This window comes from Mesorhizobium sp. LMG17149, from assembly GCF_024518695.1.
In the GTDB taxonomy this organism is placed as follows: Bacteria; Pseudomonadota; Alphaproteobacteria; order Rhizobiales; family Rhizobiaceae; genus Mesorhizobium.
Genome location: NZ_JANIFL010000004.1, coordinates 253,649 through 276,124 on the forward strand (window position 1 = coordinate 253,649; position 22,476 = coordinate 276,124).

At 58.4% G+C, this 22,476-nt stretch carries 31 protein-coding genes and 1 tRNA gene; 14 read left to right on the forward strand and 18 right to left on the reverse strand.

Going from position 1 to position 22,476, the window contains the following annotated elements:
• Positions 1-74 precede the first annotated feature (74 nt).
• The gene (locus NP945_RS10400) at positions 75-1,304 is read right to left on the reverse strand and encodes a septal ring lytic transglycosylase RlpA family protein (RefSeq protein ID WP_256746271.1); all 1,230 of its coding nucleotides are present in this window, start codon (positions 1,302-1,304) and stop codon (positions 75-77) included.
• A 377-nt stretch (positions 1,305-1,681) separates the two neighbouring features.
• On the opposite strand from NP945_RS10400, the gene NP945_RS10405 reads away from it, so the two are divergent.
• The 3 genes from NP945_RS10405 to NP945_RS10415 all read left to right on the forward strand — a co-directional run bounded on the left by NP945_RS10405 (position 1,682) and on the right by NP945_RS10415 (position 4,003).
• Positions 1,682-2,017 carry a hypothetical protein gene (locus tag NP945_RS10405; protein ID WP_127269315.1) on the forward strand — a complete coding sequence of 112 codons (336 nt, stop codon included), beginning with the start codon at positions 1,682-1,684 and terminating at the stop codon, positions 2,015-2,017.
• A 462-nt stretch (positions 2,018-2,479) separates the two neighbouring features.
• Positions 2,480-2,569: transfer RNA gene (locus NP945_RS10410), tRNA-Ser, on the forward strand.
• Positions 2,570-2,680: 111 nt separating this feature from the next.
• Positions 2,681-4,003 (forward strand): integrase, encoded by a 1,323-nt coding sequence (locus NP945_RS10415; protein ID WP_256746272.1) that lies wholly within the window; start codon positions 2,681-2,683, stop codon positions 4,001-4,003.
• A 374-nt stretch (positions 4,004-4,377) separates the two neighbouring features.
• Here the strand turns inward: NP945_RS10415 and NP945_RS10420 are convergent, their stop codons facing one another.
• Positions 4,378-4,674 carry a hypothetical protein gene (locus NP945_RS10420; RefSeq protein ID WP_256746273.1) on the reverse strand — a complete coding sequence of 99 codons (297 nt, stop codon included), beginning with the start codon at positions 4,672-4,674 and terminating at the stop codon, positions 4,378-4,380.
• An 80-nt stretch (positions 4,675-4,754) separates the two neighbouring features.
• Between NP945_RS10420 and NP945_RS10425 the strand changes: the two genes are divergently transcribed.
• A complete protein-coding gene (locus NP945_RS10425; protein ID WP_256746274.1) occupies positions 4,755-4,943 on the forward strand; it encodes a hypothetical protein in 189 nt (62 codons plus the stop codon).
• Positions 4,944-4,955: 12 nt separating this feature from the next.
• Here the strand turns inward: NP945_RS10425 and NP945_RS10430 are convergent, their stop codons facing one another.
• From NP945_RS10430 to NP945_RS10455, 6 genes are all read right to left on the reverse strand, one after another.
• Positions 4,956-5,273, reverse strand: a complete 318-nt coding sequence (locus NP945_RS10430; RefSeq protein WP_256746275.1) for a hypothetical protein — start codon at positions 5,271-5,273, stop codon at positions 4,956-4,958.
• 166 nt (positions 5,274-5,439) lie between these two features.
• Complete coding sequence (locus tag NP945_RS31970) at positions 5,440-5,766, reverse strand: hypothetical protein (RefSeq protein ID WP_256746276.1); 327 nt, start codon at positions 5,764-5,766, stop codon at positions 5,440-5,442.
• Between the two features lie 209 nt (positions 5,767-5,975).
• Entirely contained in the window at positions 5,976-6,218 is a 243-nt protein-coding gene (locus NP945_RS10440) for a hypothetical protein (protein ID WP_256746277.1), read from the reverse strand.
• A 130-nt stretch (positions 6,219-6,348) separates the two neighbouring features.
• A complete protein-coding gene (locus NP945_RS10445) occupies positions 6,349-6,570 on the reverse strand; it encodes a hypothetical protein (RefSeq protein WP_256746278.1) in 222 nt (73 codons plus the stop codon).
• Positions 6,567-6,797 carry a hypothetical protein gene (locus NP945_RS10450; RefSeq protein WP_256746279.1) on the reverse strand — a complete coding sequence of 77 codons (231 nt, stop codon included), beginning with the start codon at positions 6,795-6,797 and terminating at the stop codon, positions 6,567-6,569. Before NP945_RS10450 ends, NP945_RS10445 begins: the two co-directional genes overlap by 4 nt.
• Positions 6,797-7,660 carry an ATP-dependent DNA ligase gene (locus tag NP945_RS10455; protein ID WP_256746280.1) on the reverse strand — a complete coding sequence of 288 codons (864 nt, stop codon included), beginning with the start codon at positions 7,658-7,660 and terminating at the stop codon, positions 6,797-6,799. Before NP945_RS10455 ends, NP945_RS10450 begins: the two co-directional genes overlap by 1 nt.
• Positions 7,661-8,146: 486 nt before the next feature.
• On the opposite strand from NP945_RS10455, the gene NP945_RS10460 reads away from it, so the two are divergent.
• The gene (locus tag NP945_RS10460; protein ID WP_256746281.1) at positions 8,147-8,440 is read left to right on the forward strand and encodes a hypothetical protein; all 294 of its coding nucleotides are present in this window, start codon (positions 8,147-8,149) and stop codon (positions 8,438-8,440) included.
• 375 nt (positions 8,441-8,815) lie between these two features.
• Here the strand turns inward: NP945_RS10460 and NP945_RS10465 are convergent, their stop codons facing one another.
• From NP945_RS10465 to NP945_RS10475, 3 genes are all read right to left on the reverse strand, one after another.
• Positions 8,816-8,986 carry a hypothetical protein gene (locus NP945_RS10465; protein WP_256746282.1) on the reverse strand — a complete coding sequence of 57 codons (171 nt, stop codon included), beginning with the start codon at positions 8,984-8,986 and terminating at the stop codon, positions 8,816-8,818.
• Positions 8,987-9,416: 430 nt separating this feature from the next.
• A complete protein-coding gene (locus NP945_RS10470) occupies positions 9,417-9,719 on the reverse strand; it encodes a hypothetical protein (protein ID WP_256746283.1) in 303 nt (100 codons plus the stop codon).
• A 418-nt stretch (positions 9,720-10,137) separates the two neighbouring features.
• Positions 10,138-10,248: a putative RiPP precursor gene (locus NP945_RS10475; protein WP_256746284.1), complete on the reverse strand. Its 111-nt coding sequence runs from the start codon at positions 10,246-10,248 to the stop codon at positions 10,138-10,140.
• A 287-nt stretch (positions 10,249-10,535) separates the two neighbouring features.
• On the opposite strand from NP945_RS10475, the gene NP945_RS10480 reads away from it, so the two are divergent.
• Both NP945_RS10480 and NP945_RS10485 read left to right on the forward strand, forming a co-directional pair.
• Positions 10,536-11,588: a P63C domain-containing protein gene (locus tag NP945_RS10480; RefSeq protein WP_256746285.1), complete on the forward strand. Its 1,053-nt coding sequence runs from the start codon at positions 10,536-10,538 to the stop codon at positions 11,586-11,588.
• 126 nt (positions 11,589-11,714) lie between these two features.
• Positions 11,715-12,389: an Abi family protein gene (locus NP945_RS10485; protein WP_256746286.1), complete on the forward strand. Its 675-nt coding sequence runs from the start codon at positions 11,715-11,717 to the stop codon at positions 12,387-12,389.
• A 31-nt stretch (positions 12,390-12,420) separates the two neighbouring features.
• Here the strand turns inward: NP945_RS10485 and NP945_RS10490 are convergent, their stop codons facing one another.
• The gene (locus NP945_RS10490) at positions 12,421-12,648 is read right to left on the reverse strand and encodes a DUF1515 family protein (protein WP_256746287.1); all 228 of its coding nucleotides are present in this window, start codon (positions 12,646-12,648) and stop codon (positions 12,421-12,423) included.
• A 181-nt stretch (positions 12,649-12,829) separates the two neighbouring features.
• The gene (locus tag NP945_RS10495) at positions 12,830-13,657 is read right to left on the reverse strand and encodes a hypothetical protein (protein WP_256746288.1); all 828 of its coding nucleotides are present in this window, start codon (positions 13,655-13,657) and stop codon (positions 12,830-12,832) included.
• A gap of 487 nt (positions 13,658-14,144) precedes the next feature.
• On the opposite strand from NP945_RS10495, the gene NP945_RS10500 reads away from it, so the two are divergent.
• The 3 genes from NP945_RS10500 to NP945_RS31975 all read left to right on the forward strand — a co-directional run bounded on the left by NP945_RS10500 (position 14,145) and on the right by NP945_RS31975 (position 15,395).
• A complete protein-coding gene (locus tag NP945_RS10500; RefSeq protein WP_128290075.1) occupies positions 14,145-14,444 on the forward strand; it encodes an AlpA family transcriptional regulator in 300 nt (99 codons plus the stop codon).
• A gap of 190 nt (positions 14,445-14,634) precedes the next feature.
• A complete protein-coding gene (locus NP945_RS10505; protein WP_256746289.1) occupies positions 14,635-14,934 on the forward strand; it encodes a hypothetical protein in 300 nt (99 codons plus the stop codon).
• A gap of 275 nt (positions 14,935-15,209) precedes the next feature.
• Positions 15,210-15,395 carry an HGGxSTG domain-containing protein gene (locus NP945_RS31975; protein ID WP_363614477.1) on the forward strand — a complete coding sequence of 62 codons (186 nt, stop codon included), beginning with the start codon at positions 15,210-15,212 and terminating at the stop codon, positions 15,393-15,395.
• Positions 15,396-15,829: 434 nt separating this feature from the next.
• On the opposite strand, the gene NP945_RS10510 is transcribed toward NP945_RS31975, so the two are convergent.
• Both NP945_RS10510 and NP945_RS10515 read right to left on the reverse strand, forming a co-directional pair.
• On the reverse strand, positions 15,830-15,955 hold the full coding sequence (locus NP945_RS10510) for a hypothetical protein (RefSeq protein WP_256746290.1): 126 nt from the start codon (positions 15,953-15,955) through the stop codon (positions 15,830-15,832).
• Positions 15,956-16,069: 114 nt separating this feature from the next.
• Entirely contained in the window at positions 16,070-16,492 is a 423-nt protein-coding gene (locus NP945_RS10515; protein WP_256746291.1) for a phosphoribosyltransferase, read from the reverse strand.
• A gap of 294 nt (positions 16,493-16,786) precedes the next feature.
• Between NP945_RS10515 and NP945_RS10520 the strand changes: the two genes are divergently transcribed.
• On the forward strand, positions 16,787-17,218 hold the full coding sequence (locus tag NP945_RS10520; RefSeq protein ID WP_027035444.1) for a potassium channel family protein: 432 nt from the start codon (positions 16,787-16,789) through the stop codon (positions 17,216-17,218).
• Between the two features lie 9 nt (positions 17,219-17,227).
• On the opposite strand, the gene hemN is transcribed toward NP945_RS10520, so the two are convergent.
• Positions 17,228-18,577, reverse strand: a complete 1,350-nt coding sequence (hemN, locus tag NP945_RS10525; RefSeq protein WP_256746292.1) for an oxygen-independent coproporphyrinogen III oxidase — start codon at positions 18,575-18,577, stop codon at positions 17,228-17,230.
• 161 nt (positions 18,578-18,738) lie between these two features.
• Between hemN and NP945_RS10530 the strand changes: the two genes are divergently transcribed.
• The gene (locus tag NP945_RS10530) at positions 18,739-19,467 is read left to right on the forward strand and encodes a Crp/Fnr family transcriptional regulator (RefSeq protein ID WP_256746293.1); all 729 of its coding nucleotides are present in this window, start codon (positions 18,739-18,741) and stop codon (positions 19,465-19,467) included.
• Positions 19,468-19,469: 2 nt separating this feature from the next.
• On the opposite strand, the gene NP945_RS31840 is transcribed toward NP945_RS10530, so the two are convergent.
• Positions 19,470-19,664, reverse strand: a complete 195-nt coding sequence (locus NP945_RS31840) for a hypothetical protein (protein WP_306283116.1) — start codon at positions 19,662-19,664, stop codon at positions 19,470-19,472.
• A 13-nt stretch (positions 19,665-19,677) separates the two neighbouring features.
• Positions 19,678-19,965, reverse strand: a complete 288-nt coding sequence (locus tag NP945_RS31845) for a hypothetical protein (RefSeq protein ID WP_306283117.1) — start codon at positions 19,963-19,965, stop codon at positions 19,678-19,680.
• A gap of 149 nt (positions 19,966-20,114) precedes the next feature.
• On the opposite strand from NP945_RS31845, the gene ccoN reads away from it, so the two are divergent.
• Both ccoN and ccoO read left to right on the forward strand, forming a co-directional pair.
• Positions 20,115-21,725 (forward strand): cytochrome-c oxidase, cbb3-type subunit I, encoded by a 1,611-nt coding sequence (ccoN, locus tag NP945_RS10540; protein ID WP_256746294.1) that lies wholly within the window; start codon positions 20,115-20,117, stop codon positions 21,723-21,725.
• A gap of 11 nt (positions 21,726-21,736) precedes the next feature.
• Positions 21,737-22,468 carry a cytochrome-c oxidase, cbb3-type subunit II gene (gene ccoO, locus NP945_RS10545; RefSeq protein ID WP_256746295.1) on the forward strand — a complete coding sequence of 244 codons (732 nt, stop codon included), beginning with the start codon at positions 21,737-21,739 and terminating at the stop codon, positions 22,466-22,468.
• Positions 22,469-22,476 lie beyond the last annotated feature (8 nt).

Sequence of the window (22,476 nt, forward strand, 5' to 3'; positions counted from 1 at the left end):
GCAAGCCCGCAAAAAGTATCGGGCTTTTTGCACGGCGGATCAACCGCGTAGCGGAAATCCAGCCTCGCTTATGCTCAGTTGCGCACAGCCAGCGCATCGGGAGCGCCATGCGACCAGGCAGCCTGCAACATCTCGTCCAGATTGCGGTGGCCATCGGGATAGAGATTGACCGAATACCAATCCTCGCCGTCGAGTTCCGAACGCTGGATCTCGATCTTGCCGAAGGCGGCAAGCTGAGCGGCAATACGCTTGGCTTCTCCGGCGTCCTCGAACGAACCGGCAGCGACGTAGTCGGCGGACGGCCCCGGTGGCGGCTGCCGCTTCCACGATTGAAGCACGTCGGCCGGCGACATGCCGTCGCCACCCAGCGCGGCGAAGGCATTTGAGGCGCGTTCGACCCGCTCGTCGGCGTAGGACAGCGATGCCACGGCAAACGGCGATTGCGGCGGCAGATTGATCTGCGGGCGTTCCGGCACGATGGGGCCGAAATCGGGAAGCGCCAGATCGCCATAGGCCGACGACTGCGCCGACATGACCGGCTGGACAGAACCGGAATCGGTCAACTGGCCCGGAAACGGCACGGCCGCGCTGCCCGCAGGCAGGCTTGGCGACGGCCCGTTCATGGCGACCATGACGCCGGTCGGCAGTCCGTCCGACGGGTCGGGCACCCTGTTGCCGGGATGGTAGGAAGCCATCAGATATTGGTCGTCATCGCCGTCAAGCGGCGCGCGGCCGACATATTCGACCTTCACCTGAGCGGTGCCGGTGTTGGCATAGTCAAGCATCTGGGCAGCGCGCTCCGACACATCGATGATGCGGCCTTCGTGATATGGGCCGCGATCGTTGACGCGAACGATGACCGAACTGCCGGTCTTGAGATTGGTGACACGGGCATAGCTTGGCAGCGGCATGGTCGGGTGCGCTGCGGTCAGGTGGGTCATGTCGTAGACTTCGCCATTGGCGGTAAGCCGGCCATGGAAGGCATCGCCATACCAGGAGGCCAGGCCGACCTTGGCGTAGCGCTTGTCTTCCTTCGGGTAATACCACTTGCCGCGGACCTGATAGGGTTTGCCGAGCTGATCCCTGCCGCCGCCACGTTGGATGCGCCCATTCTGGGAGATCACACGCGGGCTTGCCTTCACGCCATATTCGGATTCGGCGAAATATTCCTTGGAGCGGGTCTTCTTGTAGACCATCGCTTTCGGCTCGGGCTGCGACGCACAAGCCGCCAGCAAGGCGGCCGACATGGCGAACAACGCGACTGTAGCAGCGCGACGAAGACGCGGTTGCGTCACAGCCTGCATTTTCCTGATGTCCCCTTCAGTCTTGCCTAGACGTCGTATCCAACCGTCGAAGAAGCCGAAACACTCACCCGACCAATACCAGCGACGCCTTCGAACCCCGATCCTTTGTGCGCAGGAATTGCTTATCACGGTATTAACCGATTGTGGCCGCAACCGGGCAAGATTGTGGCGTCTCCACCGCAAGAGCCCTCTGAAAAGTAACGATTTTCGCGCTTCCACGCGAGAGATGTGATGCCCTCTGCCACAGAGAGCCTGGCTTCGCTCCTGCCGGCCATACCTGCCCGTTGACAGGCTTTGTCGGGCAGCGGACCGATAGTCCGGAACAAAGAAATGCGCCGCTAGTTTCATCCGCAGGGCACTCGAACAGAAGGATGAGCATGATGAAAATGGCTTCATTGACAATCGCGATCGCAATGTCACTTTCTGCCGGGTCTGCGATCGCCGCATGCCCGGACAAGTCGGCTTCCAATGCCGGGACGGATGCCGAGCAGACCGCCGGCATTTCGAAAGATGGAACTCACGCGCCCTTAGAGGCCCCGAAAGCCACGGACAGCGCGGGCAAGCCAACCGCCAAGGATGGCGCCACAATGCCATTGGCGGGCGCTGAAGGCGGCGGCGACAAGAATCTCGCAACCTCGCAGCAGGACATTGAGGCGCAGCAGCATGGTGACAAGGCCGCGGCGGCAAAGGCCGATGAAAGCTGCAAAGACTGAGGACCGCTCAGGCCGGAGCCAAATTGCAGCTTCGGCCTTCTTCACAAGCAGCTGTTCCCTTGGCGAACTAAATTTTTTGGGGAAATACCGCAGCCGTCCCAACGGGTTGGCCCTGTGGGATTAACCGTCCGCCCAGTTGCTATGATGGTTCCGGTCGATAGCCGGACCGCGCCTTGCCTTGGGCCCCTGCATGGAAGCGCTGCAGCGCCTCACATCTCGGGCAACGCCCGCGGCGGGCTTCTTCATGCACCATTGGACCGCGATAGTCCCGGTGCTCGATCCCGACAAGCTCAGAGTCTGCCCAGGAAAGCAGGAACCGACGCAGCGGTGGTTGACGCAGCCATCAATGCCGCTTTACAGGAATGAGGCGTGAACCAGCCGGGAGCGCCTTCGGTGCCAATCCGGTGCCAACAGGCCAAACGAGCTGGCCTCGCGCTACCCAAGTGGTTGAAAAACCACGATGGAGGAATGGCCGAGCGGTTTAAGGCACCGGTCTTGAAAACCGGCGTGGGTGCAAGCTCACCGTGGGTTCGAATCCCACTTCCTCCGCCAACTGGCGTCCCTCCAACCCACCATTTCAGCTATTTTGAGCCTCCTATTGACCTTGCTTGCGCAACATGCGCCTTATTCTGTGTAACAATCTGTGTAACGTCGGGGGATAGAATGGCGCGGAAAGGTCCGCCAAAGCCGCATAAGCGCGACGGCACCTGGTACCTCGTTCGCCGTGTTCCGAAGGAATTCGCCGAGCTCGATCGCCGCGTCCTGGTCCGCATCAGCACCGACATTCCGATTGTAAACGATCCCCGTGGCATTCGCGCCAAGGAAGTGGTGCAGCGCCTCCACGTCGAGCTCGAGGCGTATTGGGGAGGGCTTCGCGACGGTCAATCTCGCGAAGCTCGCTTGCGCTTCGAGGCGGCCCAGCAGCGGGCGAAAGCTCTAGGGCTGGTCTACCAGACGAATGCCGAGCTCGCTGAAGGCGCGCGCGATGATATTGTAGAGCGAATCAGGCTGCTCCTCGACAGGAACGTCGTTGAGGACGAGCGGGAGGTGGCGGCCGTCCTAGGAGGTGAGCAGCGGCCGGCGATTCGCCTCACTGGGCTGGTTGCAGAATTTGAGAAGATCGAGGCCCAAAGTCTCAATGCCATGTCGCCGAACCAGCTCCGAAAGTGGCGAAATCCGAAAAAGCGCGCCGTTGGCAGCCTTATCGATGTTGTGGGCGACATGAACATAGCCGCCCTCACCCGGAGCCACGCGATCCAATTTCGCGAGTGGTGGCAGAAACGACTGCGTGTGGAAAGTCTCGACATCGGCACCGCAAACAAGGACTTCGGACACGTGTCGAAGATGCTGACCGCCGTCGACATGGCGCATCAGCTGAATTTGCCGCCGGTGTTTAAGAAATTGCGGCTGTCGGGACAGGTCGCGGTCCAACGAGCGGCTTTCGAAGCGGCTTTCGTCCAAGACAAGATCCTTGCCGACGGCGCGCTGGCGGAACTCAACGAGGAGGCCCGTCACCTTGTACTGCTGATAGCGGACACCGGCATGCGTTTGTCAGAGGCGGCGAACCTTCTGCCGCACCGCATCTTGCTAGATCACGCGGTGCCACATGTGCAGGTGAGGCCCGATGGACGCGTGTTAAAGACAGACCACTCCCTGCGCGACATTCCGCTCGTGGGTTGCGCGCTCGCCGTAATGACGCTCCACCCCAAAGGGTTTCCGCGCTATCTCGACAAGGCCGACTCGCTCTCTGCCCTGGTCAACAAGTTTCTCGACAACGCGAACCTCCTGCCGACCGATAACCACTCTCTCTATAGCCTGCGGCACACATATGAGGATCGGCTCACGGCCGTGGAGGCACCCGAAAAGGTCGTGGCCATGTTGATGGGTCACAAATGGCACCGGCCGAAATACGGATCTGGCCCGACGCTCGAGCATAAGCAGTTCTGGCTGGAGAAGATCGCGTTCAAACCGCCGTCGCATATTTGACCTTGCGCCACATCATTGCGGTGAGGACCGCCTGCGCCTGCCCCGGTTATGATCGTGGCGCGCTTGAGCTCGACGGCGCGCTCCAGATGCTCGAACGTCGGCTCGTATGCGCTCTCCGGGGTACTGTCACGCTTGTAAATGCGCGCGCTCCGATAAGACGGCCGTGAGCCGAGACCAAATCCGAGAGGCCGAAAGGAGGTATGGCGATGTCGTCAGGGAACTCAACCTCCAGCCTTCGGCCTCACCCGCTGAGTACATCCTCGACTTCCGCGATGCTGACGGCCTCTGAGCTCGACTTGCTTCGGCAACAGTCGAGAGAGACGGGAGACTCTGCGCAAAAAGCCTTCCAGGGTCTACGCCCCAAGACAGCGAAATCAGCCTAAGGGCTGGGGTGCCGTCGACGGTGGTACCGAGCAGACGCGCCTGGGCCGTTGGCGAGGCCGGAGGCGCGCCGGATCGTTTCCCACCTCCTTGAGCCCTGCGGCCTTGTACGTGGCGCGCAGTGCCGATTTCGAGGTGTAGAATTTCCCGTCGTGCATCGACTGGACTTCGGACATGGTGTCCGAATTGATCATCGGTGCCGGTAGCGCCGAACGCTTCGGCTTGGCAGTCTCGACCTTGCGGAAGACTTTCCGGCCGTCTCCGGCATCAAACCACGAATAGCCCAGCATAAGGATCTCACTTTGTTCGGAGTGGAACGAGGGGAACGGTCGTTCGTTGAACCGGCTGCAATTGTGAGCGGAGCGGCGCCATGGAACCCTACAAGACGACGCTTGAGCGTGCTTTCGAGCTGGCCAGATCAGGGGTTTGCGCAGACTTTGCGCAGATAAGGGCGAAACTGCGCGCAGAACGCTATGACCTCGACCAGTTGCAGGGCCTGATGCTCCGTAAGCAACTTAATGAGATTTGCCAGCAGGCGAGAGCCCCTGACGATAAGTAGGTCTCAGAGGCCTCATGCCGCCAACAGCAGGATAGCCAACATCTCGTCTTCGTCGTCGTCCTCGACGACTGCCCGAGGCATCGAACTCGCGACCAAAGCGGCGACGAGGGCGGCATAGTCTTTTGGTGCAAGCACCGGCTCATCAAAAGGCGATCTCGGCTCTTGCTCCGGCGTCTCCGGCTCGACTTCGCCGTTTGCTTTCCGCCTGGCCTTCGCGAGGATAGATCCCGAATTCCAGGCCGTTCCGGCCGCACTGATGACATTGACGCCGAGCTGGGCTGTTGCAGTGTTCACCGCCGCGCCGGCAATTTGAGTGGCATTCGCGGCCACAACGCCTGCAGTAAGGCTGACCTGGCCGGTTCCGGTGCCAGATGACAGAAGCCGGTGCAGTGGGGCTCCACCGTGGGGGCAACGGACCACACCGGCCACTGCGGGAGCGTTCCCCCGCACTGCTTGGTCTATGGGCATACTGGCAATCGCGCAATGTAGGGAATGGCTAGATCCTAGACTTGCGCCATCCAGCTTTCCGTGCGGCATCCTCCGAACAAAACCAGCGCTCGCCCTTCAGGAGATTGATGCGCGTCTCCGAATAATATTGCTGTCCTGGAACGTGATAGATGCGCTCCCCTGTGTTGTAGCTGACGTTCCCCTTAATGCCGCAACCTACAGCGGTGGGTCCAAATTCAAAGGCAAGCAAGCCAGCTAGAATTGTTCCGCCAGCAAGGATTTTTGCCCATAACGGCGTGTCATCCGAGCGATGTCGCCTGCGGCGATACCGTGCGCGATTGTACCGATTATCCCGATAGTCCCGACGGTTGCCCACGCCCCTCTCCCACCGGGAGAATGCGACTCTTGCCGATGTGAGTCCAGATGGCACTACCCAGCCGTAGACCCAAAAGAATGGCCGGTGCGGGGATGCTTGGGTTGGAAGCGTGGGCCGCACCGGCCATTGCGGGATAGCTCTTAGGGATCATCCCCCGCGCTGCCTAAGTTATAGACATACTAGCGATTGCTCAATTGAGACTTAAGCCCCTACCCAGCCGTAGGCGGTCTAACCGGCCCAGTAGTGTTCCACCGGATGAACTCGACTTCCTTACCCGTGACTTCCCGCACCGCCTTTAACAGCACCTCATGCAGGACGCGCGTCTGCCGGTAGTGGTCGCAATGCGGCGATATGAACGGCTTGATAATGCTTAGGTGCAGCGCTTCTGCTGCTACCAGAAAGCGCTCGATTTCAGCCTGCGATAACTGCTTTGAGGGTTTTGACCTAGCCATTGCGACACCTTTTGAGAGTCGCCCCACCCGAGGACAATAATCCTATTTCTCTTACGGCGTGTAAAGCGGGATCCGGGTCCGAAACGCCTTACGCAAGGGAAGACCGGAATGTGAACAAGCCAAGAACCGCTCAAGCCGTTGGGCTACTCTTGCCGCGACGCATCGCCTCGAAGATCACTTCGAACACGCTCTCGACCTCGCTACTGATTTCCTCGGCGCCGATACCGGCCTTCTCTGCCGCAGTCATCAATTGGTCTGCCAAGTCGCTCGCAGCGATCGGATCGCCGCGCGCCAGAATGGGCAGTTGCTCGGCCAGCCAATTGTCGAGAAACGTCAGGCCACGAACGCTCATTCGGGGCGCTCGACGGCGGCCTCATCGACCTCGGTTTCCATCCCGTCGCTAACAGCTTTGTTCTTGCTTATCCCCGCCAGAGGCACACCGTCATACCCTTGAAGCCAGGCTTCAGCGTTTTCCTCCCAATAAGGTGGCACTATGCGCTCCTTGCCGTCCTTTAGTGCCTGGGCACCATACATCCAGGCATAGCCGCCGCGCTCCTGATCTTTTTTGGGGACCGCCATTATTTCTCCTCTCGGTAATCCAGCAGCTTGGCATGACGAAGCTGCTCCTCACCTTTCAGGAACTTCACACGCCCGACAAGGCCCGGCTTCAGCCATTCCGCCTTGTCCCTCTTCAAGCCCTTCGGCACCGGGCCGCCCACCTTGCCCTGCACGCGGTCCCACAGGTGCTTGCGTTTGTCGAACTTGAAACTGACGTTGGCGGTGCCGACATAGCGCCCCCTGTCGGCCATCAGCACTCTTGCCGCCTGCCCCGGATCGCGCTGGACGCCGATGATCTCCATCTCCTTTTCATCGTAGCACTTGATCTTGCGCCAGTTCCTCGTTGGACCGCTGCGGTAGAGACTGTCCTTGCGTTTCGAGACGATACCTTCCTGCCCAGTCTGGTCGGCGAGGTAGTAAACAGCGTCACCCGTGCCTGGCATGGCTTCGCTGAATTGAATGCGGCCGCCGGCCTCGATCATTCCCTGTAGGATCTCGCGCCGGTCCTCCAGCGGCATGTTGCGGAGGTCGTGGCCATTCATGTGCAGGAGGTCGAAGGCGATTAGATAATAATCCTGCGACGGCTCGCGGCTGCTGACGGCCGATTGCAACGCATGAAAGTCGGAACGTCCGGCCGCATCGACTATGATGGCTTCACCTTCGATGATGAAGTCGTCAGCCTCGATCGCCGCAGCTTGGTCGGCAAGAACCTCGTACCGTGCAGTCCACTCGTATCCTCTCCTGGTCAGCAGGCGAATGCCGTCTACGTCCTTGATGATCTGCGTTCGGTACCCGTCGAACTTGATTTCGTGAATCCAGTTGTCCCCCTCGGGCGGGGTGTCGACAAGCTCCGGCTCCATCGGCGGAATGAACTTCAAACGCATGAACTGACTCGCAAGAAATGCGATTTAATTTAGCACGCGCTAAAATGGTTCCGGAACATTTTAGCCATCCTGCATGTTTCGGTGCATGCCGACGATAGACACAGAAGAGTGCAGAGCGGCGCTAACCCTGATCCGGCGAACGATCGAGGATCATTGTCCGCCTGGCGTTCTTCCGAGCGAGGAAGCGGTGAACGGTCTTTATGGGCCGGAGCTCATGCATGAGGCGGCCGCGTTGGCCACCGCCATTGTCAAGACCGTCGACAAGCTGACGTTGAGTTCGACGAGGATTCCGCCCGCGCCCAGCATTAAAGCTTAGCTGTGGATAGTAACGGCATCTTCACCAACCCGAATGATGGCCATTGCGAGCGCGAGGGGCAGGCGTAGCGTCGTTTTTGTCGGGCCACCTCCGACATAGACTGGGCGATCGGCGACCCCCGCCCCCTTACCCGTGTTGCCGATCGCCCGTTTTCGCGGGAGGCGAAGATCATGAAATGGTTGGAGCATATGGAGGCGGAAATCGCCGCTAGGCAATTCTTGATAGTGCCGCCGAGGGAAGCGCGGTACGAGAGCATTACCTACAGAAGTCGCATGGAAGCGGCGCTAGAAACGGCAATGCCCGGTTATATCTTCACTGTCACGATTGAGCATCCGGGACGGCAAGACCGCGAAGATATCATCATAGAGCCCGACGGTGTGGTCTTCGATCTTGAAGAGTTCCTTCAGCGAATTGCTGAAACATTGGCGCCGTTTGTCGCCGACCGAGCGCCGCGGCTGAACTAATCTGAGCCAAAGAAAAAGCCGCCGGCCGGAGCAGCGGCGGGTTGGCTTCAGCCTCTGGGGCCATGGGCAGTAGTCGGCACGATCAGGCAGACCAAAAACGGGGTTGAGTGACCGTGCCGACCATAGCTGGGCATGAGGGTGGGCCTAACGTCCAGGCTCCATATGCTACCGGTACACTGGCGTTGCTACAACTACGCCTGATGGCCTATGCCGCGCTTGAAAACGGAGGTCGCATGGGGCGCTCTGGCCCACCTCCTAAATTATGGAACTGTCCCCCAAGTGGCACATTGACCCTGTGAGCGGTCGATTCCAAAGCGATGTAGCCGCTTAAGCCGGGTCCGCCGCCGGCGCCTCAATAAGCGGCGGGCTTTTCCCCTAATGCCGTTCCTTCAAAAACCGAGCTTCGCGCAACAGCGAATTCCAATCGGTGCCGATAAGCTTGATCAGACCGAGCGCATCCGGCTCTGAAATGCCGACTTCTTCAGACAACCGCCGAGCCAATAGTTGCTCGCTGCCCTTCTCTCGTCCGTCGCCGTCCTTTTTCATCGTAACGAATCTCCCTGAGATCCGAACTTGCGGAATGGAGTTTCGGTTCCAGAAAAGAAAAAGCCCCGCCGCCCCATTCACGGCAGCGGCGGGCCGTCCCTAGGGATAGCGGGACTTGCCGGGGTGTTGGTTTTCCTCTGCTAATAATTGCGATGCAAAGTAAGTGCCAAGCTCAATGGTTCATAACGGTACAACATTGCGGGATGTCAAACATATATCTTGAATTGCTAATGTGATAGAACGGCCGCCAGACAAGCCGTGAACCAATTAGCATAGACCGGACCTTTGGATCTCACGTCCAAGCCTTTGGTCCTACTGGAAGACCCGCCGTGCTGGCCTTGCACGACGGGCTTATATTGTGCGGCTACATCCTAGGAATCGACCGCGATGTATCAACCTGGGACAGAGCCCGAAGTTCCAAAGAAAGCGCTCAGCAGCCTTCTGTGGTCTTTTTCATCTGGCCAGGAGCAGCCGAGTTAGCATCGGTATCCTGTTGACCTGGCGCGGCCTGCTTGGCGCTGCCAGTCTGCTGACCCGGAGCGCAGTCCTTGGCGGAGTTTGGGTTCGTTCCGCTCGTGGTGGTCGAATCCGTGCCCTGGTCGGTCGTGGTGCTCGGCATGGTCTTGGTTGTCGTCGTGGATGACCCGCCAGTGTCGGTGGTGTTGCTCGATTGGGCAAAGGCGAACCCAGTTGACAGTGCCACAATGGCGGACGCGAAGAGTAGCTGTTTCATGATCAACTCCATGTTTGAATGTCCCTTGGGCACTTAACTTCGCATTGAAGCGGCGGTTCCAACGAATGGGCCCCGAGAATCGCCCAGCACATGACCCAAAAAAGCCCGCCGGCCGGAGCCAGCGGGCAGTTCTCATGGGGGAAAGCACCGGGAGCAGTGCGACGACCGAAGTTCGACAGCGCGATTTTGTTCCACTGTCAGTGAACCCACCTCTAGCGCCATCGCGAAGACCCGGAAGTTGTCAGTAGGCCCGCCCCTACTTGCGGGCAGAGGCGGACCCGGCCCAGGCTTGGGGGCCTCGACCGGCAGCGGGGGACGCTGCCGCATTTCCAACCTTCCTCGACATATCAGGTTCCGCTAACGCATAAAAAAAGCCCGCCACCTTTCGGAAGCGGGCTTTTCTTTTAAGAGCTCGAATTTATTCCGGAGATGGCGGCGGCGGCGGTGTGAATGATGCGGCAGAACCTGCCGTAACAGCAGAAAGCCGGTCCTTTTTTGTCAGTACAGGTTTTTCGTAGGTCTTCTTCATTCGCGGTGCTCCTCGCTTTCCCACGACAGGAAACTGCTTGCGTTGGCATCCCGTGTCAACTGCTTCGCCGACGCTCGATGGTTCCAAAGGAAAAAGCCCGCCAGCCGTGAGGCCAGCGGGCAGGGTCTGTAGTAGCTGGGATCAACCAGCATAGGTCAACTTGCGGCGGCGGGGTTGGTTGCTAGGCGCAGCGAGCAAGCATGATGCCTCAGCCCTAGGAGTAATGCTTGCAAGTTTAAAATTGCAAGCATACAAAGCGACTCATGAAGCAAGCATGAGGCGATTCGATGCTGCCGGATTCTCCACAGAGCAAAGGCGGCAAAGCCCGCGCGCGCCAATTGTCATCCGAAAAGAGGCGTGAAATTGCTATTCACGCAGCACAGAAGCGATGGGCGAAGCTAAACGATCCCACCAACCTTCCCCGCGCCAGCCACCGGGGGCTGCTCCCGATTGGTGATGTCGAGATCGAGGTGTATCGCCTGCACGATGGCCGACGTCTGATCGCCAAGGTTGCCATCGCCAAAGCATTGAATCTCAAGTCAGAAGGCGGCAACGCATTTCTTCGGACGGTGACCCGAAAAGGGGTACGATCCGCAATCAACGATGATCTATGGAAAAAGATCGAAAATCCCATTGTTTTCAGATACTTGGATACCGATTCGGGTGATAGCCCCAGCGGGACCGCAGATGGCTATGAAGCTACGACGCTGATCGAGATATGTGATGCGTTGATTCAAGCACGCAACGATAAGCTGCTCGCTCCTTCCCAGAAGTTCCTGGCAATCCAGGCAGAGATCATCGTGAGATCTGCGGCAAAGCTGGGTATCGTTGCCCTAGTTGATGCCGCGACCGGCTACATCGAAGATTTAAAGAAAGATGAATATCTCCGGCTTTGGAAGGAATTCGTTTCAAAGGAGTTTCGCCAATGGGAGCTGGAGTTTCCTCATCAGTTCGCAGATATGATTTACAAGATATACGGGCTTAAGCGAAAGGATCCTAAATCCTTTAAGCATCCGCAGTTTTTCGGCTGGTTTACCCGGAAGTATATCTATCACCCGTTGGCTAATAGTAAGGGAGCCATCTTGGATTTGTTGGACGATGCGAATCCGGTAGTCTACGCAGGGGGCACAAGGAAATATAAGCTCCATCAATTCCTCGGCGAAGAGGTAGGACTCCCTGCGCTGCGCCAGCACCTATGGCAAACTATCGGTATCGGCAATTCGTCCAGAGACAAAGCTGAGTTTGAAAAAGCCTTCTATCGGGCATTCCCTGAAGCCATTCCAAAGAAGGGCGGAGCGGATCAATTCGATTTTTTTGATAAATTGAGTGCGACCGCGTAAGAAAGGGAAAAAGCGGGCTGCCTCCGCAACCCGCTTTCCCTTATTCCCGTCCTCTGGGGGTGTGCGTCAAGCGCAGTGACCGTTTCCTGAGGCTCACCACGCAGACTTAGAGCGGACGCTTCAGATATGCAAGAGACGTTTGAAAAAAACCCCGATTTCGCCACACTGTTTAAGAAATCCTTAAGCGCGTCGCGTTTTGGTACATATCTAAGTGCCTCCGCAAGCGATGAGAAGAGCGCAATTCAGCTATATCAATGGAATGCCAAAATCTCCCAATCGTTATATATATACCTCCAAGCGTGGGAGATTTGCCTTAGAAACAAGATGAACGACTTCTTTATTTGGAAATACAAAGAGGGCTGGCCATACGATCAGCAGAAGATTGTCCGTAATCTTAAAGGAGACGACCGCCGCCGCCTCACTGAAACTATTCAGCGGCAGGAAAGAGACAAGGGCGTCCGCCCTGTTAGCACCTCTGCAATCGTGGCAGACTTAACAGCTGGATTCTGGGTTTCGCAGCTCTCGGGAAACTACAACCATCATTCATGGCGTTACAATCTCGTTAAGGTGTTTGCGCACGAAACCAAACTAGATCAGGCAACCGCCTGGGCGATCTGCAATGAGCTTCTGACGCTGAGGAATCGAATAGCCCACCATGAACCGGTATTTCAACTCCCGTTGAACGACCGACGCGATAGCTTGGCGCGCATCGTGTCCGCAATGTGCCCGGCTACCTCAGCCTTTGCTGAAGCGACGTGTAATTTTGCGAGCATATGGTCGGAACGTCCGAAACCGAAATAGCCCGTTTGCCACCGTCTACAGATTTCAGTTCCTACCCGCCCCGCAGCATGCGCCAGATGTCGTGCCAATAGGCCGTAACGAGGGAGGCCAGCGCCGCCGCCGCCATACCGGTCACGCCTAGCGCGCCAAGGCCCATCAGCTTCCACCTCGTCACCTCGGCAGTTACGGCCTTCACGTCCGTCATGTCGTCGTTTAGCTTGCTGACCGCGGTTTCTGTCGCTGCAACGCGGTCGACCAGTTCGTCAGTCTTGGCATACATCTTTGATCGGCTCGCGGCCGCGCGCTGTTCGGATTGCTCATAGCTTAAGGCAGCACGGGAATCGCTGTCCTTGATATCGCGTCGGATCTCCGTGATGTCGCTGCATGTTCTGCGTGGCTTCCAAGAGCCCGCCGATCATCATTTCCAAGCTCTTGTTCGCCGAAGTTGCCATGTTCGCCCGCTAGTTCAGTTCGGCCCGGCGCGCGGCGCTGGCCTTTGTGTGGCGGTCGCACTCCGCAGCCGTGTAGAGCCTGACGGCGCACCCCGGCGCCATCGTGCGGTCAATCTTGTTCTGATCCTCGACGGTCTTGCCTTTGGCCCCGGCGAGGCTGCTACCGACCGCCGCCCGGAGGGCTGGAACATCGTTCACGCCGGAAGTCCCACAACCCCCAGCAGAATTGCAGTCATCAAAATTCCGGCTGGCATCAATGCCTTTGCGGATCGCATCCTGATTGTCCTTCTCGATCTTGGCGCGGACCTCGTCGGCGCCTTTGTGCTTCACGAATTCGTAGACCCCGAGCGCCGCGCCCGAGGCGACCAAGGCGATAGCCGCCCAGCCGATGGCGCCGCCGACCAGGCGCGAGACGCCAAGCCGGTCGACAAAAAAGGTGATGAGCAAGCTCATTGGCCGAGCCACCAAAAGAAGATGATGCCTTCGACCGCGCCAAGCCCTGCAGCGCCGGCCGCAGCGCCCAGCAGGAAGGCGACCAAAGGTTTCATGGGCGCGCTCTGCCGGCACTGTCCCGAGCGCTTCAGCAAGGTGCCTTGCCTTGCGATTGGTGTACCAGCGATAGGCAGCGCCGCCGAAGATCAGCAGCGCGCTGACCAAGGCCAGGATGACGACAATCTTGGTGATCCACTCGCTGGCGTAGGACAGGGGGGAAAGCTGCTCTTGAAGACCTTGCAGCGTGCCTGAGACGCCGAGACCGGCGCCACCGCCGCCGATCGCCGCGTCGGCTGGTGCAGTTGAGGGCGCGGCCTTGGCGTCCGACCTGGCCGCCGTCGACAAAGTTGAGTGCAACGCAGGTTTGAGCTTTCGAGCGCCCATCCGGCGAACCCTAAGACGGCGCCGGCCCGACGCTGGAACACAAGCGAGAGTGACTGCGAAAATTTGCGCCCAGGCAGCCGGCGCAGTTGTAACTGCACACAGGCGTTCAGCGCGCCTCAAAAGGCCAGTCGAATCGAAAGCCCCCGCGCCGCGTTAGCTTGTAAACCGTTAACTTCGGCAGAACTGCGTTTGGCAAGTCCAGATCATCCGCCGAATCACTCATTCGAATCAGCTAATTTCCGAGCTAGTCAGGGCAAGAACCGCCGACCGAATTCTCAATCGTCTGCATCGCGAAGGAAAGGGCTCGCTGCTTAAAAGCTATAATATCGTGCAAAAACAACTGCTTATGTTTTAGTATGGATAATTAATTAACTGTTAACCTGCTACCATTTCTACAGAGACCGTCCGCTAACGTCCGGCTGTTCGCATTAAACGCCGGAGAGTTGGAATGGCCGTACGCATAGTGAGACTCAAGGAACTGGTATTCCGATCGGGACTGGGGCGCAGCTCCATCTACGAGATGGTATCGACGGGGGACTTTCCAGCCCCTGTCCAGATTGGCGAGCGCGCCATCGGATGGATCGAAAGTGAATTCGAGGCATGGCTCAACGCAAAGGCGGCGCAACGCGATGCCATCCGTGCAAGCGCAGGAGCCCAAACGCATGCCCAGCAACTCCGCGCAATTAACCGCCAGAAACCGGCAGCGTCAGTTCCCAAAAATCTGATTTCCAGCAAGAAGAAGGGCTAATCTGATGAGAAAATTCTCAAAATTAGTCCCTCAGGTATGGTTGGCGCGTCGCACGAGGGACCTCGCTCGGGAGACCCACTATTTCTACCTTTACCTGCTTACGTCTCCGCACCAAACTAGCGGGGGCTGCTGTCAACTCCCCGACCCTCATGCCATTGCGGAGAGCCGTCTAGATGAAAACGAGCTGTCATTGGCTCGTGATGTCCTTATTAAAAATCGTTTTGTCATCTACGATCCAAAAACTGAAGAGTATTTCATCATCGACTGGTTCAAAGATAACCCGCCGATGAATGAAAAACATCGGGTTGGCTTGGTAAGCCAAATTAACATGATTGTTAGCAAGCGAGTTCGTGGGGCGGCACTATCTGAGCTTGAGCGGCTTTGCCCAGCAAAACCAGAGAAGAACCCGGACGTAGTCCAAATGCACCTGCGGCTTGCTGATACTCGAATCGTTCGAGGCGCTGGGAAGACTGGCTCGAGAGAGATTTGAAATGCTCTCAGCCAAGCTAACCTGTCGATCCTTGCCGATGCCCTATCATACCCTATCGATACCCTATCGATACCTCATCGATACCCTATCGGTGCCCATTTGATACGGTATCGACACAGAGACAGAGACAGAGACAGAGACAGGAAGGCAACAAAACCAAATAAAGAATCTTATCTAAACCATTCCGAAAAAGTTGGCCGCAGCGGCGAACTGCCCTGTCCCGCGTTGGAGCGAAAGGCGATCATGGAGGACAGAACCAGTTGACCCAAGATTACGTGGAGACATGCGGAGCTAAAACCAGGAGGGGGACGAAATGCAGTAACGCAGCTATGCCTGGAAAGCTCAGATGTCGGTTTCATGGTGGACTGAGCACAGGCCCCACGTCCCAAGCAGGAAGGGATAGGATAGCCGAAGCGCAGCGGCATCGTTGGGAGAGGTGGAGAGCCGCGGCTGATTCATAACAAAGCTAAACACACATCCGCAAATTGGCTTGGCAATCGTCGAAGCTTAACAAACGACCCCAGCCCTTAATGGACAGATGTAGACCCGGGTTGATTGCGTCAACAATTCTCTTGAATGAATTAAGGCGCAAACGGCGTCACTTCATGGGGTGTTACAATTATGTTGACTTTTGTTGACGTGAAAATTCTTTCGGTGAACGTTTTTCCAGGCGCGTGCTGAAATTGCAGCCTAGGGAACTTGAGGCGCGTGATGGATGCCGACCCCATCGCAGCCAGAGCAAACCCAGGCTCAGCGTAGCACCTCTTGGAGAATGTCGATCAGCACGTCCGGTGCAGCGATGTTATGTGTGCCTGGCGTCTCGGCTTTAAATCGAAGGACCCGATCCTTGCGCAATAGACAAGCTCGGCTTTGAGCACGGCTTTCTCGCTATCCATCAGGAGCAGCGCCTGCAGGCGGTGAAACGCCCATGGTAGGCCGCTTTCGGATTGGCGCTATCCAACGCCAGCACGATCGCGTCACGGCTCGGCGTGTAGTAAACGCCGGCGGAGCTCGGATTCATCGTGCCCACCCAGGCGCCGAACGTCTTGCGCACGATGGCGCGGATCTCGTCCTGCTCAACGGGGCTTAGGCGTCTCTGTTCCGGCCCGCCGTCGACAACGTCCAGCCAAGCTACCTAGCTGGGCTTTTGTTGGCTGGCCGAAGGCCCTGGAAGGCCCTTTTGAAGTAGTCGCCGCTCTCGATCGATTTTTGCTGCAGTGATTGCAGTTCTGCGGGCGTCAGCATCTCGGTAACGCGCGATGACGAACGCTTCGTCGCCGGTGAGGGCATTGGGGCTGATGCCGAATTCTTCACGGATGATGTTGCCATAGCGGGCCTCCACCAATCGAATGTGCTGCTTGGGGGCTCCTCTTACACCCGAGCGGCTTGCGTTAACAAGGGTGGCGGCACCCACAACCTCACCTCCGCCCCGGCGAATATGGTCCGAAAGCTCCGCCAGTGTCCCGCCCATTACCGTGACGTCGTCGACGAGGACATAGCGCCGTCCACGTTCAACCGGGCCGAAGAACGTCGGCCGCCCAAGCAAGCGGTCATACAAGCGCGGCGACCGGACGGCTGGGACGCCTTTGAAGAATTGGGACTCCTTTGCCAACACGGCGATAGTGGGCATAACCGATAGCGGGCCGGGAGCGAACGGGGCCGCTTCGAGGCTCGAATTGGCAGAAACGGGTCTTTGGCATCAGAAACAGCAACTAATGCGTTCGTGTGGGTGCAATCCTCAGCTTTTCTACGCGCATATGACACGCACATTCAACGGTCGCGGTTTGCAGCATGCCATGAAGGATTTGATCTTGCACAAGGACCAAGGCCCCTGGATGGGTAGGTTCCGCGCATGGTCCTCAATCTGCTCATCGGTACCATCGTCATAAGTCTGACGGTCCTGGTCCATACGTTTGGTCTGATCGCCGTCACGCATGCGATGGGATACCTCGTCGCCCGGTTTCGTATGCATGGGCGCCGCAGCCGGATCGTCGCGATGATCAGTGTGGTGATGGGGCTCTTCGCCGTCATGACAGCGGAGGTGTGGCTGTGGGCAGGGCTATACCGGTTGCTCGATATCTTCGCCGACTTCGAGACTGCACTCTATTTTTCGACCATCACCTTTTCGACGGTCGGCTACGGCGACATCGTGCCCGCTCATGCGTGGCGTGTCCTAGCGGCGCTCGAGGGCGTAAACGGGTTCCTGCTCATCGGCTGGTCGACCGCCTATCTGATCGCGGCGGGCACCCGCATCGGTCCATTCAAGGCCGGCGAGCATTTCTGACGGCGATGCTCACACCGCCACCGAATGCCTGGCTTTCCCGGTTTCGAAATATTTGTCGAACTTCGCCGCGACGCCCCTGACAAAGGGCCGGCTTTCCTCCGGCACGACGAAACGGTCACCGTTGAGTTCAAGCGACCGCGCAGGATCGTGAAGAGCCGTGGAACTTGCTTTCAGGAGAAGTCTTTGGCCAACTTCGCCAAAGCGCTCCACCAGTTCGATCGCCGAGAAGCCGAACTCGCACATCAGCCGCTCGATGATCCAGCCGCGAACGCGGTCGTCGTCGGAAAGCTCGATACCGCGGACAGCCGCCAGCCCACCATCTGAGACCATGCGTCCATACTCCGCGGTCGACGGCATGTTCTGCGCATAGCCTTGGCGAAACTGGCTGATGGACGACGGGCCAAGGCCTATCAATGTTTCGCAGCGATCCTCCGTGTAGCCTTGGAAATTGCGGCGCAAGCAGCCGGTTCGGGCCGCTACGGCCAAGGCATCGTTGGGCTTGGCGAAATGGTCGAAGCCGACGGGCTCATATCCCGCGTTCAGCATAAGACACGCGGCAAGTTGCGCCTGGGCAAACCGCTCTGCCGCATCCGGCAGCCAGGCCTCGTCGATCATTGTCTGGTGCTTCTTGAACCATGGCACGTGCGCGTAGCCAAAAAGGGCGATCCGGTCGGGCTCCAGGGTCAACGCTTGCGCGACCGTAGCGGAAACGCTCTCCCTGGTCTGATGGGGCAGGCCGTAGAGCAGATCGAGATTGACGGATGCGACACCGCGCTCACGAACGCCGTCGACGACCGCTTTCGTTTGCAAGAAGGTCTGCTCGCGATTGATGGCCTTCTGGACCTTGGGATCGAAATCCTGGACGCCGAGGCTCGCCCTCGTCATGCCGATTTCGGCTAGTGCGTCGAGCCGAGCTTCGTCCATATCATTTGGTTCGATTTCGACGCTAATCCTGGCATCGGGAAGAAATCCGAAGCTGTTGCGCAGCACTGTCGCCAGCGCCACCATATCCTGCGGTTTGAGCATTGTCGGCGAGCCGCCGCCGAAATGCACGGCACGCACACGGCCCTTGCCTCCGAGAAGGCCGGCGACGGTGGCGATCTCCGCATGCAGTGAGTGCAGATAGTGGGTTACCGGTTCGTAGTGGCGTGTCTGCTTCGTGTGGCACGCACAGAACCAGCAAAGCTTGTCGCAGTATGGGATGTGCAAATAGAGCGAGATCTCGTCGTCCTCGCCAAGCGCCTGCAGCCAGCCACGACAAACGGCAGCATCGACGCCCGGATGAAAATGTGGCGCCGTTGGATAGCTGGTATAGCGCGGTACGTTCTCACCAAGTCTGGCAACTAAATCTGGCCGCATCTCGCAATCAACTCCGGGGCTGTGTCGCGCGATACTCCCACGAGGGGCGACAGCCGCCTTGATCTTGGTCAATGCTCGTCGGTTGCGGACAAACTGCCGCAAGGCTTTTTCCTGGGTCGATGCTATATCCTCATGGGACTTTGGTTCCGCGGACGAACTCGATGACAGTGCGTCAGGATGTACACAGCGCCGGCATTCCCGTGCTTTGCCAATCATGCGAAGCGCGCCACCATGGCGTTTGCGGCGCGCTCGATCCGGACCAACTGATCGGGCTCGCCAAGACCTCGTCGAAGCACACCGTTGAACCGGGCGTAGAATTGATTGGCGATGCCGAGACCGTCGACAGTTACTCGAACGTGCTCTCCGGCGTGGTCAAGCTCACAAAGAGCCTTTCGGATGGGCGCCAGCAGATTGTCGGGCTTCAATTTGCTCCCGATTTTTTGGGAAGGCCCTTCAAGGTAGAAAGCGCCATCAACGCCGAAGCTGCAACCGCAGTCTCCTTGTGCTCATTCCCCAAGGCCGCCATTGAACGGATGATGAATGAGTCGCCGGGACTGGAGCATCGCCTGTTCAGGCAGACGCTGAACGAACTCGATGACGCCCGCGACTGGATGGTGACGCTGGGCCGCAAGAGTGCTTCGGAAAAAGTGGCGAGCTTTCTTCTCATGATTGCCAGGAACATCGACCCCGTGCTCGACCCCTCCGCCCAGTCGACAAGTTTCGACCTGCCGTTGACCCGCGCCGACATCGCCGATTTTCTCGGTCTGACGATCGAGACGGTTAGCCGCCAGTTGACCAGGTTGCGATCGGACAACGTGATCCGGATCGAGAACAATCGGCATGTTGTTGTCGATAGCCTGGACCGGCTGCAGCGATGCTCCGGCGCCTAGGATCAATCCACGATTCCAATCATCGGCAAAACATGCTCGCGCTCGAAGGCGATATGCCGGCGCAGGCCTTCGAAGAAGCCGCGCAGCATGAAGCCAATCGCTTCGGCATTGTCGATGGTCTCGCCATGGCCGATCGCCAGCAGAATCTCGGTCACCTCGGCGGCAAAGCATTCGTCCTCGACATGCTCGGCGCGCAATCGCCGGGCTGAATCACGATTGTCGGCCAGGGCGGTCTCGTAGGCAGGAAGATAACCGATTCTTCGTATTCGTGGCTGTCGCGCAGAAGCGAACGATTGCGTTCGCCAAAGTCAGGCATGCCAAAGGATCGACTCGGGGCAGCGTGTCTGCGATTTTTTCCAGCGCGGCGCAGAGCTGCAGCTTTTCCAGATGGGCACGTTTCATCACCGCCGCCGGAACCGCCTCCCGGCCAGATCGAGCTGCCGTATTTTCACGGCCTGTTTCGTTCAGCAACGATCCCAGCTCCTTCAACCTGTTCAACGACAGCCTCCTGATCGTTTGTGCGACCAACGCTGCCCAATCCAAAAGGATGTGGCTTTGACATGGATCAAGGCGGCGATGGGCCGACTGCTGAATTGGTGTCACGCGGATTGGCGTCCGCGCATCGGAATCGACGTCGGGGACATGTCATGAAGTTTGGTACACAAATCTTCGCTTTGGGCCTGTTCACATTTGCAGCCCTTGTCGCGGCCGGCTTCGGTGTCGACGAGCCTTTCCGGCAGCACATGTGGGTGCTGTTTTTTGTGCTGCTCGGGTTTGTCGGCATCCTGATCCGCAACACAAGCTTCGAAGCGGTCGCCCCAATCGACCCATCCGCTTACATGGATGGTCCGATCCGCTACGGCGCCATCGCCACGATGTTCTGGGGTGTCGTCGGCATGCTGGTCGGCGTCGTCATCGCGCTGCAGCTTGCCTACCCCGATCTGAACATCCAGCCCTGGTTCAATTTCGGCCGCTTGCGGCCGCTGCATACCTCAGGCGTCGTCTTCGCCTTCGGCGGCAACGCGCTCTTGTGCACATCATTGTATGTCGTACAGCGAACCTGTCGCGCCCGGCTCTTCGGTGGCGATCTCGCCTGGTTTGTGTTCTGGGGCTACCAGCTCTTCATCGTCATGGCGGCGACCGGCTACCTGCTCGGCATCACCGAGAGCCGCGAATACGCCGAACCCGAATGGTATGTCGACATCTGGCTGACCATCGTCTGGGTCGCCTATCTCGTTCTGTTCCTTGGCACCATCCTGAAGCGCAAGGAACCGCACATCTATGTCGCTAACTGGTTCTATCTGTCCTTCATCGTGACCATCGCGATGCTGCATGTGATCAACAACCTGTCGATGCCGGCGTCGTTCCTCGGCTCCAAGAGCTACTCGGCTTTTTCCGGCGTCCAGGACGCCCTGACGCAATGGTGGTATGGCCATAACGCCGTCGGCTTCTTCCTCACCGCCGGCTTCCTCGGCATGATGTATTACTTCGTGCCCAAGCAGGCGAACCGGCCGGTCTATTCCTATCGGCTGTCGATCATCCATTTCTGGGCGATCATCTTTCTCTACATCTGGGCCGGGCCGCATCACCTGCACTACACCGCCCTGCCCGATTGGGCGCAGACGCTCGGCATGGTGTTTTCGATCATGCTGTGGATGCCGTCCTGGGGCGGCATGATCAACGGCCTGATGACCTTGTCAGGTGCTTGGGACAAGCTTCGCACCGACCCCATCATCCGTATGATGGTGATGGCGATCGCCTTTTACGGCATGTCGACCTTTGAAGGGCCGATGATGTCGATCAAGGCCATCAACTCGCTATCCCACTATACCGACTGGACCATTGGTCACGTCCATTCCGGCGCGCTCGGCTGGGTCGGCATGATCTCGTTCGGCGCGATCTACTACATGGTGCCGAAGCTCTGGAACCGGCAACGGCTCTACTCGCTGCGGCTGGTCACCTGGCACTTCTGGCTGGCGACACTTGGTATCGTTGTCTACGCCGCGGTCATGTGGGTGTCCGGCATCATGCAGGGCCTGATGTGGCGTGAGTACGACGAGCAGGGCTTCCTGGTCTACTCCTTCGCCGAAACGGTTGCAGCCATGCACCCCTACTACGTCATGCGCGCCGTCGGTGGAGCCATGTACCTCTCGGGCGCCCTGATCATGGCCTGGAACATCACCATGACCATCCTCGGATATCAGCGCGAGGAGCAGCCGATGCCCGGCTCCGTTCCCGCCCTTCAGCCTGCCGAATAAGGAGCCAGATAATGGGCTTGATGGACAGACACGCAATCATCGAGAAGAACGCCACGCTCCTTCTCGTTGGCTCTCTTCTTGTGGTGACCGTCGGCGGCATCGTCGAGATCGCGCCGCTCTTCTATCTCGACAACACGATCGAGACGGTGGAAGGCATGCGCCCCTATTCGCCGCTCGAACTTGTCGGGCGCAACATCTATGTGCGCGAGGGCTGCTACCTCTGCCATAGCCAGATGATCAGACCGTTCCGCGACGAAGTCGAACGCTACGGTCACTACAGTCTGGCGGCCGAGTCGATGTACGATCATCCTTTCCAGTGGGGATCGAAGCGCACTGGACCGGACCTCGCCAGGGTTGGCGACCGCTATTCGAATGCCTGGCACGTCGCGCATCTTGCCGACCCGCGCTCGGTCGTGCCGGAATCGGTCATGCCGAGCTATGCCTTCCTGAAGGACGCGCCCATCGAGGTGGAGAACTTCTCGACACACCTGGTTGCGAACGCGCGCGTTGGCGTCCCCTATTCGGATGACATGGTCGCCAATGCCAATGCCGATCTGGCGACGCAGGCCGACCCCAATGCCGACACCTCCGGCCTTGAGAAACGCTATCCCAAAGCCAAGGTCGGAGACTTCGACGGCAATCCGCAACAGGTGACTGAAATGGATGCCCTCGTTGCGTATCTGCAGATGCTCGGGACCTTGGTGGATTTCAAGAACTACGACGAGGCCGCCGGTTACCGCTGAGGAGCTTT

Bases quoted from the DNA above. Each gene is read 5' to 3' on its own strand.
- NP945_RS10520 (WP_027035444.1), top strand. From the start codon at position 16,787: ATGGTCCTCAATCTGCTCATCGGTACCATCGTCATAAGTCTGACGGTC.
- NP945_RS10485 (WP_256746286.1), top strand. From the start codon at position 11,715: ATGCAAGAGACGTTTGAAAAAAACCCCGATTTCGCCACACTGTTTAAG.
- NP945_RS10455 (WP_256746280.1), bottom strand. From the start codon at position 7,660: ATGCGTTTGAAGTTCATTCCGCCGATGGAGCCGGAGCTTGTCGACACC.
- NP945_RS10405 (WP_127269315.1), top strand. From the start codon at position 1,682: ATGATGAAAATGGCTTCATTGACAATCGCGATCGCAATGTCACTTTCT.
- ccoO (WP_256746295.1), top strand. From the start codon at position 21,737: ATGGGCTTGATGGACAGACACGCAATCATCGAGAAGAACGCCACGCTC.
- NP945_RS10400 (WP_256746271.1), bottom strand. From the start codon at position 1,304: ATGCAGGCTGTGACGCAACCGCGTCTTCGTCGCGCTGCTACAGTCGCG.
- NP945_RS10490 (WP_256746287.1), bottom strand. From the start codon at position 12,648: ATGTATGCCAAGACTGACGAACTGGTCGACCGCGTTGCAGCGACAGAA.
- ccoN (WP_256746294.1), top strand. From the start codon at position 20,115: ATGAAGTTTGGTACACAAATCTTCGCTTTGGGCCTGTTCACATTTGCA.
- NP945_RS10415 (WP_256746272.1), top strand. From the start codon at position 2,681: ATGGCGCGGAAAGGTCCGCCAAAGCCGCATAAGCGCGACGGCACCTGG.
- NP945_RS10465 (WP_256746282.1), bottom strand. From the start codon at position 8,986: ATGAAAAAGGACGGCGACGGACGAGAGAAGGGCAGCGAGCAACTATTG.
- NP945_RS10475 (WP_256746284.1), bottom strand. From the start codon at position 10,248: ATGAAGAAGACCTACGAAAAACCTGTACTGACAAAAAAGGACCGGCTT.
- NP945_RS10445 (WP_256746278.1), bottom strand. From the start codon at position 6,570: ATGAGCGTTCGTGGCCTGACGTTTCTCGACAATTGGCTGGCCGAGCAA.
- NP945_RS10440 (WP_256746277.1), bottom strand. From the start codon at position 6,218: ATGGCTAGGTCAAAACCCTCAAAGCAGTTATCGCAGGCTGAAATCGAG.
- hemN (WP_256746292.1), bottom strand. From the start codon at position 18,577: ATGCGGCCAGATTTAGTTGCCAGACTTGGTGAGAACGTACCGCGCTAT.
- NP945_RS10470 (WP_256746283.1), bottom strand. From the start codon at position 9,719: ATGAAACAGCTACTCTTCGCGTCCGCCATTGTGGCACTGTCAACTGGG.
- NP945_RS10420 (WP_256746273.1), bottom strand. From the start codon at position 4,674: ATGCTGGGCTATTCGTGGTTTGATGCCGGAGACGGCCGGAAAGTCTTC.
- NP945_RS10425 (WP_256746274.1), top strand. From the start codon at position 4,755: ATGGAACCCTACAAGACGACGCTTGAGCGTGCTTTCGAGCTGGCCAGA.
- NP945_RS10510 (WP_256746290.1), bottom strand. From the start codon at position 15,955: ATGAATCCGAGCTCCGCCGGCGTTTACTACACGCCGAGCCGTGACGCG.
- NP945_RS10500 (WP_128290075.1), top strand. From the start codon at position 14,145: ATGGCCGTACGCATAGTGAGACTCAAGGAACTGGTATTCCGATCGGGA.
- NP945_RS10460 (WP_256746281.1), top strand. From the start codon at position 8,147: ATGAAATGGTTGGAGCATATGGAGGCGGAAATCGCCGCTAGGCAATTC.
- NP945_RS10450 (WP_256746279.1), bottom strand. From the start codon at position 6,797: ATGGCGGTCCCCAAAAAAGATCAGGAGCGCGGCGGCTATGCCTGGATG.
- NP945_RS10530 (WP_256746293.1), top strand. From the start codon at position 18,739: ATGACAGTGCGTCAGGATGTACACAGCGCCGGCATTCCCGTGCTTTGC.
- NP945_RS10480 (WP_256746285.1), top strand. From the start codon at position 10,536: ATGCTGCCGGATTCTCCACAGAGCAAAGGCGGCAAAGCCCGCGCGCGC.